Origin of the sequence: Bacillus sp. J41TS8 (assembly GCF_018333035.1) — a bacterium.
Classification (GTDB): Bacteria; Bacillota; Bacilli; order Bacillales; family Bacillaceae; genus Bacillus; species Bacillus paralicheniformis.
Window position 1 is genome coordinate 251,904 of sequence record NZ_BORF01000004.1, and the last position, 14,088, is coordinate 265,991.

Consider the following 14,088-nt stretch of genomic DNA (forward strand, 5'->3'; position numbering starts at 1 on the left):
GTAATTAGTGTGAACAACATGAGAAGAACGAAGGAAGGATATTTGGAGACTTCTTTGCGGGGAAAAGACGTTCTTTCCATTCCGACGCTTAATAAAGGTGTTGCATTTTCGCTTGAAGAAAGAAAGAACCTTGGTCTTGAAGGGCTTCTGCCGCCGACTGTTCTCAGCCTTGATCAGCAGGCGGAACGGGCTTATGAACAATTTTCCCGTCAACCTGACAGACTTCGTCAAAATGTATATTTGAACGATCTGCAAAACAGAAACGAAGTGCTTTTCTATAAATTATTGCAAAACCATCTGCGTGAAATGCTTCCGGTTGTCTATACGCCAACTGTCGGTGAAGCGATTCAGGAATACAGCCACGAATACCGCAGACCGCACGGTGTTTACTTGTCAATCGATGATATAGACGGAATCGAAACGGCGTTTAAAAACCTGCAGGCGTCTGCTGATGACATCGATTTGATCGTTGCGACCGATTCCGAAAGCATCTTGGGCATCGGCGACTGGGGCGTCGGAGGCATCAACATTGCAATTGGTAAGCTTGCAGTATATACGGCGGCAGCAGGAATCGATCCGAGCCGCGTCATCCCAGTCGTACTGGATGTCGGAACGAATAATGAAAAACTGCTAAACGATCCGCTTTATATCGGAAACCGTCATCCGCGTGTAGAAGGTGAGCGTTACGAACAATTTATCGACGCTTATGTCGAAACAGCATTGAAGTTTTTCCCTAATGCGCTTCTTCACTGGGAAGATTTCGGAAATAAAAACGCTCGCAATATTATGAGTAAATATAACCATAAAATTTCGACATTTAACGATGATATCCAAGGAACAGGAGCTATCACGCTGGCAGCGATTTTAGCAGCTGTTAAAAAGACCGGCACGTCTTTGAAAGACCACCGCGTCGTCATCTTCGGACCTGGTTCTGCGGGTATCGGAATTGCTGACCAAATCCGTGACACCATGGTGCTTGAAGGGCTTTCAGAAGAAGAAGCCAGCCGCGCATTCTGGACAGTCGACTACAGAGGATTATTAACGACAGGCATGGATCAAATTTTGGATTTCCAAGAACCGTATTTGCGCGATACCGAAGAAGTGAAAGAATGGAAACGCAATGAAAAGGGAGAGATTTCCTTTGAGGAAGTCATCCGTCAAGTGAAGCCTACCATTCTGATTGGTACATCAGGTGTTGCCGGCGCCTTCACTGAAGAAATTATCAAAGAGATGGCGGCTCATACTGAACGTCCGGTGATTCTGCCGATGTCCAATCCGACACATCTGGCTGAAGCTGTTCCTGAAGACTTGTTCAAATGGACGGACGGAAAAGCGCTTGTGGCGACGGGAAGCCCGTTTGAAGCTGTTGAGTACAATGGCGTGAAACACGAAATCGGACAATCCAATAATGCTTTCGTATTCCCTGGATTAGGCCTGGGAACAATCGTTTCGAAGGCGAAAGTCATCACAAACGGCATGTTTGCAGCATCTGCAAACGCGGTCGCGAACATGGTTGACCATGAAAAACCGGGTGCAGGCCTGCTGCCGAAAATTGACGACCTGCAAGACGTATCCGTTCAAGTGGCAATTGATGTTGTGAAAGCTGCCATTAAAGACGGCGTGGCTCAAGTTCAGCCTGAAGATGTCGAAAAGGCGGTTCGCGAAGCCATGTGGCGTCCGGAATATCAAACAATTGTTGCAAAACGCGACTAATATTCAATACTGAGGAAACGATAAAAAGAAACAGCAGCCCGGGTCCGGATATTTTGTCACCGGGCTGCACCAATCAAAGATGAAAAATGGGATCGACGGCTGTGTAACAGGGCGACTGCGTTTATCAGCCGCCGTTAATTCGTCCCTGAAAGGGACAACATAGAGGAGGAAACAGTCTTGGACTTTTTAAATATTTTAATCCTCCTTGCGCCAATATTTTTTGTTATTGCGCTGGGATGGTTCGCGGGTCACTTTGGAAGCTATGATGCTAAATCTGCAAAAGGGGTAAGTACGCTCGTTACGAAATACGCGCTTCCGGCCCACTTTGTTTCAAGCATTTTGTCAACGCCAAAAGATAAGTTTTACAGCCAGATTCCGCTGATGATTTCACTGGTCATCGGTATCGTTGGATTTTACGTAATTATTTTGCTTCTTTTACGATTTTTATTTAAGTACGATTTAACAGATGCTTCAATGTTCTCATTAAACTCAGCTCAGCCGACATTCGCCTTTATGGGAATTCCGGTATTGGGCAGCCTGTTCGGCATGCAGGAAGTTGCGATTCCGATCGCGATTACGGGAATTGTCGTGAATGCGATGCTTGATCCTCTTGCGATCATCGTCGGAACTGTCGGCCGTTCTTCTAAAAAACAAGCGGAAACGACAGACAGCATTTGGAAGGTAACAGGAAAATCAATTTTACACGGTTTGTCTGAACCGCTCGCTTTTGCACCGCTTGCAAGTATCATTCTTGTATTATTCGGTCTGCAAATTCCTGAATTGCCGCAGAAAATGCTTGATATGCTCGGAAATACGACTTCAGGTATCGCTCTTTTCGCAGTCGGGGTGACTGTCGGAATCCGTAAAATCAAATTCAGCATGCCTGCTTTGAGCATCGCTTTATTAAAAGTCGCTGCTCAGCCTGCTTTAATGTTTGTGATCGCGATGGTCGTGGGCCTTTCTTCCGCCGACATGACAAAAGCGGTTCTGCTTGTGGCATTCCCTGGATCTGCCGTGGCGGCTATGATTGCTACAAACTTTGAAAGCCAGGAAGCAGAAACGGCATCCGCGTTTGTGATCAGTGCGGTGCTGTCAATTATTTCACTGCCGATATTGATTGCCATTACAGCATAATGAAAAAGCTTGCAAGAAGCCGTTTTATGGCCTTGCAAGCTTTTTTGCGCTTTAAAAAGAGAAGATCGATTTCAATTTGCTTTTCGGTTTTTTTTCTTCTCTTCTGCCGGCTGTATCTTTTTCGTGGCGGTTCATGCTTTCCAATTCACTGATTTTCTGTTCGAGATGTTTGATCTGCTGCCGTTCTTCTTCCAGTTCGCGCCTTTGCTGCAGAAGCTGATAGGAGACGACATCGTCCGCTTTTTGTTCAAGCTTTCTTTCCAGCTCGGCGATTTTCTTTTGGAGCAGCTCGCGTTCAAGCTGTTCGTGCTCTAAAAAACGCTGCAGCTTTTCTTCGAGCCACTCATTCAACGGGGGTGCCGGCTCTTCCGTTTGAACCATTTCGTTTTTCTTGATGAGGAAGGTTTTTTTCGGGCGTTTGACTGTGACATCCTGCATAGGCGTACCGTTTTTTAACTGCTCTTTTACTTCTTTTAAAATGGCGATATCGTCTTTCGTGAAAAAGTAGTGGCCAAGCTCATTTCGGGAAGCGGGCAGTTGCAGCTGCTTGACCCAGCGCTGCACCGTTTTGGTTGATACCCCGAGTTCATTTGCCGCATCAGCAGTATTCATATGATACCTCCTTTTAACCTGTAACTGTTCATTAAAAAGGGTATTCGACCTGAATGAAAAGCTTCCTTCCTGTTAGACAAAAGAAGAAGGGATTCGGCAAAGAAAGCGGTTTTTCCACAGATGGCGAAGGCGTTGCTATGCCTCGTAAAGCTCTAAAGGCAGGCCGTCCGGATCGGAGAAGAACGTATAGCGCTTGCCTGTTCCGGGATCGGTGCGAATCGGTTCGGCAATGATGCCTTTTTGCTTGAGCTCCTTGACGGTCTGATCAAGATCGGCCACTGTGAAAGCCAAATGGCGGAGCCCGGCAGCTTCTGGTCTGGTAAGGCGCTCGGGCGGATCTGGAAAAGAAAACAGCTCGATGACATAGCGGCCGTTTAATGAGAGATCCAGTTTATATGAATCCCGGTCCTTTCTGTACGTTTCGCTCAGAATCTCAAGTCCGAGCTTGTCGACATAGAATGTTTTGGATGCTTCATAATCCGAGCATATGATGGCGATGTGATGAATCGATTCCAGCATTGAGTTAAGCTCCTTTTTTCTTAAAAGTATAGCAAAAAGATGCGGCAGCTGCCGATAACGGCGAAGTTGTTTTGACGGGGAGGAGTCCCTGTACTATAATTAGAATGTTACGCACAGCAAACAGAGGTGAATAGCGTGTTAGACCGTTTAAAATCGATAGAGGACCGGTACGAAAAATTAAATGAACTATTAAGCGATCCGGAAGTTGTCAACGATCCGAAGAAGCTTAGAGAATATTCGAAAGAACAATCTGATTTACAGGAAACAGTTGAAGTATACAGACGTTATCGGAGCGCGTCGGAACAGCTGAGCGATGCCAAAGCGATGCTTGAGGAAAAGCTGGACTCCGATATGCGCGAGATGGTTAAAGAGGAAATTTCCGAACTGCAGGAAGAAATCGAGTCGCTCACAGACCAGCTGAAGGTATTGCTGATCCCGAAAGATCCGAACGATGACAAAAACGTTATCATGGAAATCCGCGGCGCAGCGGGCGGAGAAGAGGCTGCTTTGTTTGCCGGCAACCTGTACCGCATGTACAGCCGCTACGCAGAGCTCCAAGGCTGGAAAACAGAAGTGATGGAAGCGAATATGACAGGCACAGGCGGATATAAAGAGATCATTTTTATGATCAATGGGAACGGCGCATACTCAAGGCTGAAGTATGAGAACGGCGCACACCGCGTACAGCGCGTTCCAGAGACCGAATCCGGCGGGCGCATCCATACATCCACGGCAACGGTAGCCTGTCTTCCTGAGGCTGAAGAGGTAGAAGTGGATATTCATGAAAAAGACATCCGCGTCGACACCTTCGCGTCGAGTGGTCCGGGAGGGCAAAGCGTCAATACGACGATGTCAGCCGTCCGTCTGACCCACCTTCCGACAGGTGTTGTCGTGTCTTGCCAAGATGAGAAATCTCAGATCAAAAACAAAGAAAAAGCGATGAAAGTTCTGCGCGCGCGAATTTACGACAAATTTCAGCAGGAAGCTCAGGCTGAATATGATCAAAACCGAAAATCCGCAGTCGGAACAGGGGACCGTTCAGAGCGCATCCGCACGTATAACTTTCCGCAAAACCGCGTCACTGATCACCGGATTGGCTTGACGATCCAAAAACTCGACCAGATCCTTGAAGGCAAACTTGACGAAGTCATCGACGCGCTGATCGTAGAAGACCAGGCAAGCAAGCTGCAAGAGGCGGAAAGCTGAGATGAAGACGGTATTTGAAGCCCTTAAATGGGCTTCTTCTTATTTGGCCGAAGCGGGAAGAGACCGGAATGCCGCGGAAATTTTGCTGACAGATCAGCTGAACATCGACCGCAGCAAACTGTTGGCAAGCTTCCATGATGTCATATCAGAGTCTGATTTTTCGCGGTTTAAAAAATCTGTCGAGCTTCATCATCAAGGAGTGCCTGTTCAATATATCACCGGAAAAGAATCCTTTTACGGACGGGGATTTTTGGTAAATGAACACGTTCTGATTCCGCGTCCTGAAACAGAGGAAGTCGTTGAAGCTGTTCTTTCTGAAGCGGAAAGAGTTTTTCACGGAACAGATCGCCTTAAAGCCGTCGATATCGGTACAGGAAGCGGGGCGATTGCGGTGACTCTTGCGCTTGAGAGCCCGCGTTTTTCCGTCACGGCGACGGATATTTCGGAACAAGCTTTAAGCACGGCAAGACACAACGCTGACCGGCTTGGGGCGAAAGTGGATTTCATCGGCGGCGATTTGCTTGAGCCGCTTATCAAGCGACAGAAGAAAGCTGATGTCATCGTTTCAAATCCACCTTATATATCTGAGGAAGACATGAAGACGCTGTCAGATGTCGTACGTCTTCATGAACCCGCCGGGGCTTTGACGGACGGTGCTGACGGATTGCAGTTTTATAAGCGTTTCATGAAAGAAATTCCATTTGTCATCGCAGATCAGGCACTGGTGGTGTTTGAAATCGGCTGGACTCAGGGGAATGCCGTCAAAGACATGTTTCACCGGTTCTTTCCTGATGCTGACGTACGGGTGAGAAAGGATCTTAATGGAAAAGACCGCATCGTCTGCGCGGTAATTGAGCAACATCGTTAAGGAAACCGCCGGAAATGAAGTGACCCTAAAAAGTTAAAATCTCATGAAGCAGTTTGACTGGCATGATTCCGGTATAGTACCAGGTTTCATGCCTTTTAATTTGATCTTGATCCGTTTGTGATTGTAGAGAATCAATATACTATGCGGGTCCTTTTTTGAAATGTTCGACGCTCCAAATTCTTTAAAATAAATGAATTCTGATTTTAAAATGCTAAAAGAAGCTTTCCGCCACCGCATTGCCGTGACAGTTGCCTTTACGGGACATGCTTTGTGTGATGTTTCGTTGTTTTGAACTAAGGCTTTCAACTTTTTTAAGCAGGCATTCTCCATCCGCAGGCGTTCAATTTCCGCTTGGGTCTCTTCGTCTGATCCTTCTTCATAGGTAAACGCCGCTTTTTAGGGTACCTATTCCTCCGGTTTCAAGCTGTTTCACGGATAGATGTCCCATTTTCGAGTGAAGTACCTTTTGGTTTATCTTCGGCAGAATAGCTTGTATAGGCTTTTTAGACGCGTCTTCTCCATGATATCGGTATTGCGAATCCACCCATGAAAGACACTGTGCGAATTTCCTCAACTGTAAATTTTAAAAACTGCACCTCCAATTGTTAAGTGTGTCTAACAAAAGAGGGGCAGTTCAAATTCCCGGCGGTCTTTTTTGTTAAAAAACAGCAACCGCAGCCATGACCGTTCAGAAGGCCTTCTTTACCGTTTTTTAACAAAAATTTTATCTGAATAAAATAAAAAATAGTTCAAGATTAATATATACCCTAAACAGATTGTCTGATTTTTAATGTAGGAGACAGAGTCACGACATCCCTCTGTAATCCGCTTTCCCCATTTAGGTGGTTTACCATTGCACATACGGCTTTTTGAGCCAGCTCTTCAACAGGTATATCGATTGTCGTGATTTCCGGATCGGTCACCTCACAGATCGATTGATTATCATATCCAAGCACTGCAAGCTGCTTTGGCACTTCATATTGATAATAGCGGGCCCTTTTAATAATTCCTGCGGCCACTTGGTCGTTTCCCGTAAAAATGGCGGTCGGCTTTTCGGACATGTTGTGGATCTGGTCCATAATACGGAAGCCGTCATGAATGGTAAATGCGTGGCTGAACATCCACTTCTCCTGGAAATGTAAACCCGCATCAGACAATGCTTTCATAAACCCTTCTTTTCTCATAATCTGGGCCTTGCTGTGTATCGTGTCACAGCAAAAGGCCATTAAATGATGCCCTTTTTGAATAAAAAGCTCCGTTCCTTTATATCCGGCTTCGAATTCGTCATAGCAGATCACCGGCACGTCCGCTTCAGCGTGGAATTCATTTGCCAAGACCACGGGACCGTATTTGACGTATTTTTTGATGTCTTCCCACTCATTTTCAAGGCTGCATAACATAAGCCCGTCGACTTCTTTCCTCTTGAGCAGCTCCAGTACTTTCAGTTCATTCTGCTTTTGATAAAACGTCTGAAACACAATGACTTTGTATTGGTGTTTCAGCGCTTCAGCGGACACATGCTTCATGAGCTGCGCGAAGAATGGATGGTCCGCGTGAGGGACAGACACTGCGAGAAACATCGTTTTGTTGGATCTGAGCTTTCGTGCAGAGGTGTTCGGAATGTAGTCCAATTTTTCGATGACTTCCAAAACACGCTTCCTTTTTTCTTCAGATACATAAGGATGGTCGTTCAGTACTCTTGAAACAGTTGTTTTTGACACATTACTTAATTTTGCAATTTCGTCAATCGTAGGCATAAAGTCACTTCCTGAAAAAAAGAGTTGTTATGGTATCGATTCCATCATTTAAGATATGTCATGAAATATGACAATTTCCCAAAATAATAAAAATGGGGTGAAATTGATGAAAACCGCAAGCGAAAACATGACTTGCACAAGCAAACAGCTATTTGTCCTTCTGAATGATTTGAAGGAAGGGAAGCACGCTGGTGAATGCCGTATAGACGACACACTGGCCAATCAAAAATTAAAAGAGACATTGCAGCAGGATCAATTCGACTTGACCGCCAATTTGCTAAACAGAATGGATTCTCCGCCCTCCAGAGTTGATTTTATGCCGCTTCATCGACTGATCACAGAAGAAGAAGTAGATGACGTGATTCATGCGGTGAAAGGCGTGCTGCCGACCGGGCAATTTACAAGCGGTTCTTATGTCGGTGTATTTGAAGCTGAAATAGCCGCTCTTTTGAGAAAAAAGCATGTCATGGCTTCCTCCAGCGGAACCGATGCCATGATTGTCGCACTGAAAGCTGCGGGTATTGGACAAGGTGATGAAGTCATTATGCCTGCAAACAGCTTTGCTGCAACGGAAAACGCCGTGCTTGCAGCTGGAGGCACTCCGGTTTTCTGCGATATTGACCCTGTTACATTTTGCATGGATCCTTCTGAACTTGAAGCATGCATCACTTTGAAAACGAAATGCATTTTGCCTGTACACCTTTATGGAAAGTTGCCAGACATGGAAGGCATTGCAAAAATCGCTGATAAATACGGCATCCCGATTATTGAAGACGCCTGCCAGTCGATCGGCGTTTCCGATCTGGGAAAAAACAGCCTTTGCTCCATATTAAGCTTTAATCCGTATAAAAATCTCGGCACTTGCGGAAAAGCAGGCGCAATTGTGACGGATGATCCATCATTTGCATCCGCATGCATGGAATATATGTACCACGGCTTTGAACTGAATCAAAAAAATAAAAAGGCTGCTGATTACGGCTTTAACGCTAAGATTGATAATCTGCAAGCCGCTATTGGACTGGCAAGGATGAAACATCTTTCATTAAATAATCTGAAGCGCTTATATTTAGCAGATCGTTATATTACGCATTTGCAGCAGTATGAAGACAGAGGTCTGATCCAATTGCCTCAAATGACCGATGATCATGTATGGCATTTGTTTACAATTAAAATGATAAGCGGAAATCGAGACCAAGTCAAAGATATGATGCTTAAATTTCATAATGTCCAAACAGATATATACTACCCGATTTTATCCCATCATCAAAACACACCACTTGTAAAAGCCGATTATCAGCATACATCGCTGCCGGTCACTGAATCAGTGCATAAACAAATGCTTCAGCTTCCTCTCTATCCGGGACTCACCGTAGAAGAACAAGACAAAGTAATGGAGGCCTTAATTGATGTCGTATCATGAAACACTTTCTTTTCACACTTTGCAGCAAGTAAACAAGCCGAAGTACGCCGTATTTTGCGATTTTGATGAGACATATTTCGCCCACAGCATCACCGATGAATCGAGGAAAGCGCTCATGGACCTTGAAACATTTATTCATTCGAACCATCTCGATCACAAGATTTTGCTCGGCTGGGTGACCGGGAGCAGCCTGTCATCCGTTCTTGCAAAAATGAAGCGGGGAGGCTTTCGATATCTTCCGCATTTTGTCGCTAGTGACCTTGGCACTGAGATCACGTATTTCTCTGAAGAAGGCCAAGTCTCTGATAAAGATTGGGAAGCCCGATTGCAAGAATCGAATTTCTCCCATGATCTGGTCGAAGAAATCAAGCAGACTCTCTCTAAAAAATATGAGATTGAGCTTGTGCCTCAGACTCAGCATGGTTTTTCCCGCTATAAAATCAACTATTACTATAGATCGTCGGATGAGAACACAGATAAGAGGGCGCTTGAAGCCATCAGACGGCTTGCAAGAGAGCATGAAATAGGAGTAAATATCAATCGCTGCAACCCTTTGGCAGGCGATCCGGAAAACAGCTATGATGTGGACTTTATCCCTTTGCGGACAGGCAAACCGTACATTGTGGATTTTATATTGAATAAATTCGCGATAGAGAGGGAGAATTCATTTGCTTTCGGCGACAGCGGAAACGATGTGGATATGCTTAAAAAAACCGGACATGGTTATCTGGTGGGGAATGCGACAGCAGAAGCAAAGTCGCTCCATTCCCGTATGACAGAAGGCAGCTATACGGCTGGAATTTTAGAAGTGCTAAAAGCCCATATCAAAAGATAAGGAGTGTCCTTAGATGAAAATCGGAATTATTGGAGCCGGAGGAATTGCAAAAGCTCATGCGAAAGCTCTTTCAACAGTCAAAGGTGCCGAGCTTTCCGGGTTTTTTGATATCAACTCGCTTGCCTCGCGCAAATGTGCGTTTGAATATGGAGGAACCACATTTAACAGTATGCAGGAGCTGTTGAATCAGTCGACGGCAGTCATCGTTTCATCGCCGAACTTTTGCCATAAAGAACATGTGCTTGAAGCGATGGCCGCAGGTAAGTATGTATTGTGTGAAAAACCGATGGCTGTCTCAATGGAGGAAGCGGAGGAGATGAAAAACAGGGCGTCTCAATCTGCTTATATTCCGATCATGGGCTTCAATTACCGCCATCTTACATTTGTTCAGCGCCTAAAAGATATGCTATCCGGCAATGAACTTGGAGATATCTTGTCCATCAATGTCCATTTTAAGAAAAACAGCGCCTTGAGAAGAAAAAAATATACTTGGCGCGATCATTCGAAAAGCAATAAAACGAGCGGGGCATTAGGAGATTTGGGTGTGCATTTAATCGATCTCATTCTTTATTTGTTCGACAGCCCGTTTAAACTGGACAGTTTAAAAGTCAAAATGATGACGGTCGTCAAAGAAAAAGAACAAAAACAGGTATATGTTGATGATCATTCTGAAGTATACGGCCAGCTTGAAAATCATGTGTTTGTCAATATGATTACGTCAAAATGCACAAAAGCGGATGAATGCGGCTTTAGCATCGAGGTCAATGGCCAAAACGGCGTATTCTACTATCATTCACGGCAGAAAAATCAGTTTTTGCTGAGGACCGGATTGACGGAGCGGATGATAACAATGCCGGACACGTGGCTGACAGACCCTGAAAATGAATTTTACGGATGGGCCGATTCCTTCAGAGTTCAGCTGATTCAATGGATGAACGGAGTTCGGGATCGCAATTTCGCACCTCTTGCCACTTTTGATGATGGATACAAGACGCAGTTCTACTTAAATGAATTTTTCAATAAAGGTCAGCAGCTGTCCCTTTCAAAACAAGCAAACTAGCATTGCGAAAAACCCTTGCCGGCCGTGCCAATAGCCGCAAGGGTTTTATGGTCTGCAACGAAGGAGTGAGTCTAATGAAAAAAATATTTCTATTCGGCTGTTCGTTTTATTTTCTCGTAGGGGTTATCCATATCCTGCTGGGGAGCCTGTCACCTTATATCATTCAAGAATATCACCGGGATGTTCATGATCTATCCTTCCTGATCTTTTTCCAATTCACCGGTTTTCTAATCGGTGTCCTGCTTGCGCCGATATTTGTCAGGCGCACCTCTCATGCGGCTGTATTGACGTTTGGCCTTCTTCTTATTCTCGTAACGCTTTTAGGCGTGTTCCTTTTTGATATGTTCATCTTTTTTGTCATCATGGGGTTTTTGCTCGGCTTTGGCGCCGGTACTTTAGAAACGACGATGGGAGCGTATGTGATTGCCCAAGATAAAAATGCGAAGGGGATGAATATTTTAGAGGTTTTTTTCGGATTGGGCGCTTTGCTGTTTCCTTTTCTTATTTATATCCTTACGGAACGATATGCCTGGCATTTCCCCTTGTATGCTTTATTTATCTTCGTTTTTGTGCTTGCGTGTATGTGGGTGGTTTATTTGTGCAGAAAAACCCCTGACACTGCTTCCGGTCAAATGACTTATCAGGAAAAACCGACTGTGTCAGCCATATTTGAAACCGGAAGGAAAGAAAAAAGCATTTTCCTCTTTCTCATATTCGCTTTTGTATATGCGGGTATCGAGACCAATTTCGCAAACTTTTTGCCGGCGCTGATGCTGGAAAAAGGAGCAGAAGAAATCAGCGTGATCAGCGTTTCATTTTTTTGGACGGGAATGGTGTGCGGGCGTTTGTTGACAAGTATTTTTGGCGGACGCTTGACTTCCGTTGCCTTTCTGATCTTCAGTGCCGGAGCCTTGACTGTTTTGCTTTTGATTCTGGCATGGTTTCCGGTTCATCAAACACAGCTGCTCCTCGTATTTTTCATCGGGCTCTCGGCAGCCGGCATTTTTCCGTGCGCCGTCACTCTGGCCTCGTTGGCTGGAAAGCCTTTTACAGAGGAAATCACCAGTCTCTTCATTTCATCCGCAAGTCTGGGAGGAGCGCTTCTTTCATTTTTGATCGGCTGGGCGATTGATGCAAGCGTAGCGGCTGTCTTCCCGTTTCTGCTGTTCGGCGGATTGGGGGGCTTGCTGCTCGTGATCAGCGCGGTGATTTTTTTATCTGGCCTGCAAAAAAACAAGCAGAGCCATTTGGATATGTAGACCTTTTAGGAAGAGATTACAAGCTTAGTAGAATTTTTTTCAGCATCCGTTTAAACCGTTCCATCTTTGACCATAATATTGCTAGAAAAGGTTGAAGAACGGAGAGGAACGGTGGGGAAAATGAAGAAATCAAACATTGCCTGTATGTATATTTTTCTTTTATTAATAGGAGCGCTTGCAAATCTCACGACGGAAGAGACGGCCCAATCATCAGACGGGAAGCCTGCCGTGATTCCAGATGAAGCGATTCGGCTGCGGATTTTGGCAAACAGCGACAGCGGGAGCGACCAAAGCGTCAAACGTAAAATCAGGGATGAGGTCAATAAACAAATTACGAAATGGGTGGAAAACCTGACCTCGGTTGAGGAAGCGAGACAAGTCATCAGGTCGAAGCTGCCCGAAATCAAAGAGGTTGCCAAGGATGTTATGAAGCGCGAAAATGTCCGGCAATCCGTGTCTGTCCGTTTTGATCGAGTTTCATTTCCGACAAAGCTATACGGCAATATGGTGTATCCAGCCGGAGAATATGAGGCTGTTTTAATTACATTAGGCAAGGGAGAGGGAGCCAACTGGTGGTGTGTCCTGTTTCCGCCGCTTTGCTTTCTTGATTTTTCCAATGGGGAAGCCGTAAAGTCGCCTGAAGACGAACAAACCGATGCCGGGGAAAACGCCCGGGAAGAAAAAAGAGTCGCTGCAGATGAAGCGGTATCTGGCAAAGATAAAGAAGACAAAGAAGTGAAATTTTTTCTTGTCGAATGGATTACCGGGCTTTTTTCTTAAAGGAACCGCCGTGCTTTCGTGCAGGGCGGTTTTTTACTGTTTGTTTTTTCATGATGGTTATTCACGCTTTTGAATATGATATAATTTTCCAAAACGGTTCAGGGAAAATACTGCTTTTCGAATATACACCTTCTGCCCCTTTCTGATGTGTCAATTACATTGCCCGGTATAAAGAGAAACTGTCTTATCACCAGTACAGCGTTCATTTGCATACTCATTCAAAGCATTAGTTCCTGCTAATCAAAATTGAAAAATGAATTGCCGACTTTCTTCCAAATCAAAAGGTATATTTTACTGTCGCCCTCATAGATTGGATAGAGAAGTTAAAAAACGGGGTGAAAAGATGTTCTACCAATTGAGGTTAGCGGAAATGAAAGATATGAATGCGATCGAAGCGTTTTTAAAAAAGGCGGGGACAAGCCATAAAGGCATTGAGGAAGCGAAGAGCCAGTTTATCATGATGGAAGACCCTCCCGATGAAATCGTCGCCTGCCTCGGAATGGAGGAATTTGAAAACAAAAAAGGGCTGCTGCGCTCGCTTGTCGTGTCTGACAAGCTCAGCCAGGGCCACATCGTTTCCCTGTTTCAAAGCATGCAGGTATTGTGTGAAAAGCGGGGAATCCAAACCCTGTATTTAGTTGCCAATAAACGAACATCGATGGATTTCCTTGAAGTGCTCGGTTTTAAACAAGCTGCGGCAATTCCGGAAGAGCTTGATGGATCAGAGCATGTTTCAGACTCGTTGAGCGTAAACGGAGCCGTTTTGATGGAGAAAACGTCTAATTAGCCGTTAACTTATACACAGAGATATCCACGGATTCAAAAGCGTTATCCACAAAATGTGGACAACGCTTGTTTTCTTTTTCTTCATCTTTTATACTTTCAACAGGATTTACATGAATGATTAACGTTTTTAGTGTTTTGT

General features: G+C 45.0%; 13 protein-coding genes. 10 read left to right on the top strand and 3 right to left on the bottom strand.

Annotated features, from left to right (window positions below):
• The first annotated feature begins 9 nt into the window (after positions 1–9).
• The gene (gene malS / locus KI350_RS08220) at positions 10–1,713 is read left to right on the top strand and encodes an oxaloacetate-decarboxylating malate dehydrogenase (RefSeq protein ID WP_023857066.1); all 1,704 of its coding nucleotides are present in this window, start codon (positions 10–12) and stop codon (positions 1,711–1,713) included.
• Between the two features lie 177 nt (positions 1,714–1,890).
• The gene (locus tag KI350_RS08225) at positions 1,891–2,847 is read left to right on the top strand and encodes an AEC family transporter (protein WP_020453282.1); all 957 of its coding nucleotides are present in this window, start codon (positions 1,891–1,893) and stop codon (positions 2,845–2,847) included.
• A 51-nt stretch (positions 2,848–2,898) separates the two neighbouring features.
• Here KI350_RS08225 and racA read toward each other — a convergent pair whose 3' ends face one another.
• Positions 2,899–3,459 carry a chromosome-anchoring protein RacA gene (gene racA / locus KI350_RS08230; RefSeq protein ID WP_065644467.1) on the bottom strand — a complete coding sequence of 187 codons (561 nt, stop codon included), beginning with the start codon at positions 3,457–3,459 and terminating at the stop codon, positions 2,899–2,901.
• A gap of 135 nt (positions 3,460–3,594) precedes the next feature.
• Positions 3,595–3,978 carry an SMU1112c/YaeR family gloxylase I-like metalloprotein gene (gene gloA2 / locus KI350_RS08235; protein WP_026580245.1) on the bottom strand — a complete coding sequence of 128 codons (384 nt, stop codon included), beginning with the start codon at positions 3,976–3,978 and terminating at the stop codon, positions 3,595–3,597.
• Between the two features lie 135 nt (positions 3,979–4,113).
• Here gloA2 and prfA point away from each other — a divergent pair, with 135 nt between their 5' ends.
• Together prfA and prmC are read left to right on the top strand one after the other, a co-directional pair.
• On the top strand, positions 4,114–5,184 hold the full coding sequence (gene prfA, locus KI350_RS08240; protein ID WP_020453279.1) for a peptide chain release factor 1: 1,071 nt from the start codon (positions 4,114–4,116) through the stop codon (positions 5,182–5,184).
• Between the two features lies 1 nt (position 5,185).
• Positions 5,186–6,052 (top strand): peptide chain release factor N(5)-glutamine methyltransferase, encoded by an 867-nt coding sequence (gene prmC / locus KI350_RS08245; RefSeq protein ID WP_143261129.1) that lies wholly within the window; start codon positions 5,186–5,188, stop codon positions 6,050–6,052.
• A 767-nt stretch (positions 6,053–6,819) separates the two neighbouring features.
• On the opposite strand, the gene KI350_RS08250 is transcribed toward prmC, so the two are convergent.
• Positions 6,820–7,809 (bottom strand): LacI family DNA-binding transcriptional regulator, encoded by a 990-nt coding sequence (locus tag KI350_RS08250; RefSeq protein WP_020453276.1) that lies wholly within the window; start codon positions 7,807–7,809, stop codon positions 6,820–6,822.
• Positions 7,810–7,915: 106 nt separating this feature from the next.
• Between KI350_RS08250 and KI350_RS08255 the strand changes: the two genes are divergently transcribed.
• The 6 genes from KI350_RS08255 to KI350_RS08280 all read left to right on the top strand — a co-directional run bounded on the left by KI350_RS08255 (position 7,916) and on the right by KI350_RS08280 (position 13,950).
• On the top strand, positions 7,916–9,229 hold the full coding sequence (locus KI350_RS08255) for a DegT/DnrJ/EryC1/StrS family aminotransferase (protein WP_035337900.1): 1,314 nt from the start codon (positions 7,916–7,918) through the stop codon (positions 9,227–9,229).
• Positions 9,216–10,064: an HAD-IIB family hydrolase gene (locus KI350_RS08260; RefSeq protein WP_025810643.1), complete on the top strand. Its 849-nt coding sequence runs from the start codon at positions 9,216–9,218 to the stop codon at positions 10,062–10,064. The genes KI350_RS08255 and KI350_RS08260 overlap by 14 nt, the downstream gene beginning before the upstream one ends.
• Positions 10,065–10,077: 13 nt before the next feature.
• On the top strand, positions 10,078–11,124 hold the full coding sequence (locus tag KI350_RS08265; protein ID WP_035337897.1) for a Gfo/Idh/MocA family protein: 1,047 nt from the start codon (positions 10,078–10,080) through the stop codon (positions 11,122–11,124).
• Between the two features lie 74 nt (positions 11,125–11,198).
• Positions 11,199–12,383: an MFS transporter gene (locus KI350_RS08270; RefSeq protein WP_035337893.1), complete on the top strand. Its 1,185-nt coding sequence runs from the start codon at positions 11,199–11,201 to the stop codon at positions 12,381–12,383.
• A gap of 120 nt (positions 12,384–12,503) precedes the next feature.
• Positions 12,504–13,163, top strand: a complete 660-nt coding sequence (spoIIR, locus tag KI350_RS08275) for a stage II sporulation protein R (protein WP_035339283.1) — start codon at positions 12,504–12,506, stop codon at positions 13,161–13,163.
• A 343-nt stretch (positions 13,164–13,506) separates the two neighbouring features.
• A complete protein-coding gene (locus tag KI350_RS08280; RefSeq protein WP_023857076.1) occupies positions 13,507–13,950 on the top strand; it encodes a GNAT family N-acetyltransferase in 444 nt (147 codons plus the stop codon).
• The last annotated feature ends 138 nt before the right edge of the window (positions 13,951–14,088 follow it).

Coding starts and splice junctions, on each gene's coding strand:
- KI350_RS08270 (WP_035337893.1), top strand. CDS start 11,199: ATGAAAAAAATATTTCTATTCGGCTGTTCGTTTTATTTTCTCGTAGGG.
- racA (WP_065644467.1), bottom strand. CDS start 3,459: ATGAATACTGCTGATGCGGCAAATGAACTCGGGGTATCAACCAAAACG.
- prmC (WP_143261129.1), top strand. CDS start 5,186: ATGAAGACGGTATTTGAAGCCCTTAAATGGGCTTCTTCTTATTTGGCC.
- spoIIR (WP_035339283.1), top strand. CDS start 12,504: ATGAAGAAATCAAACATTGCCTGTATGTATATTTTTCTTTTATTAATA.
- KI350_RS08280 (WP_023857076.1), top strand. CDS start 13,507: ATGTTCTACCAATTGAGGTTAGCGGAAATGAAAGATATGAATGCGATC.
- KI350_RS08255 (WP_035337900.1), top strand. CDS start 7,916: ATGAAAACCGCAAGCGAAAACATGACTTGCACAAGCAAACAGCTATTT.
- KI350_RS08265 (WP_035337897.1), top strand. CDS start 10,078: ATGAAAATCGGAATTATTGGAGCCGGAGGAATTGCAAAAGCTCATGCG.
- KI350_RS08260 (WP_025810643.1), top strand. CDS start 9,216: ATGTCGTATCATGAAACACTTTCTTTTCACACTTTGCAGCAAGTAAAC.
- gloA2 (WP_026580245.1), bottom strand. CDS start 3,978: ATGCTGGAATCGATTCATCACATCGCCATCATATGCTCGGATTATGAA.
- KI350_RS08250 (WP_020453276.1), bottom strand. CDS start 7,809: ATGCCTACGATTGACGAAATTGCAAAATTAAGTAATGTGTCAAAAACA.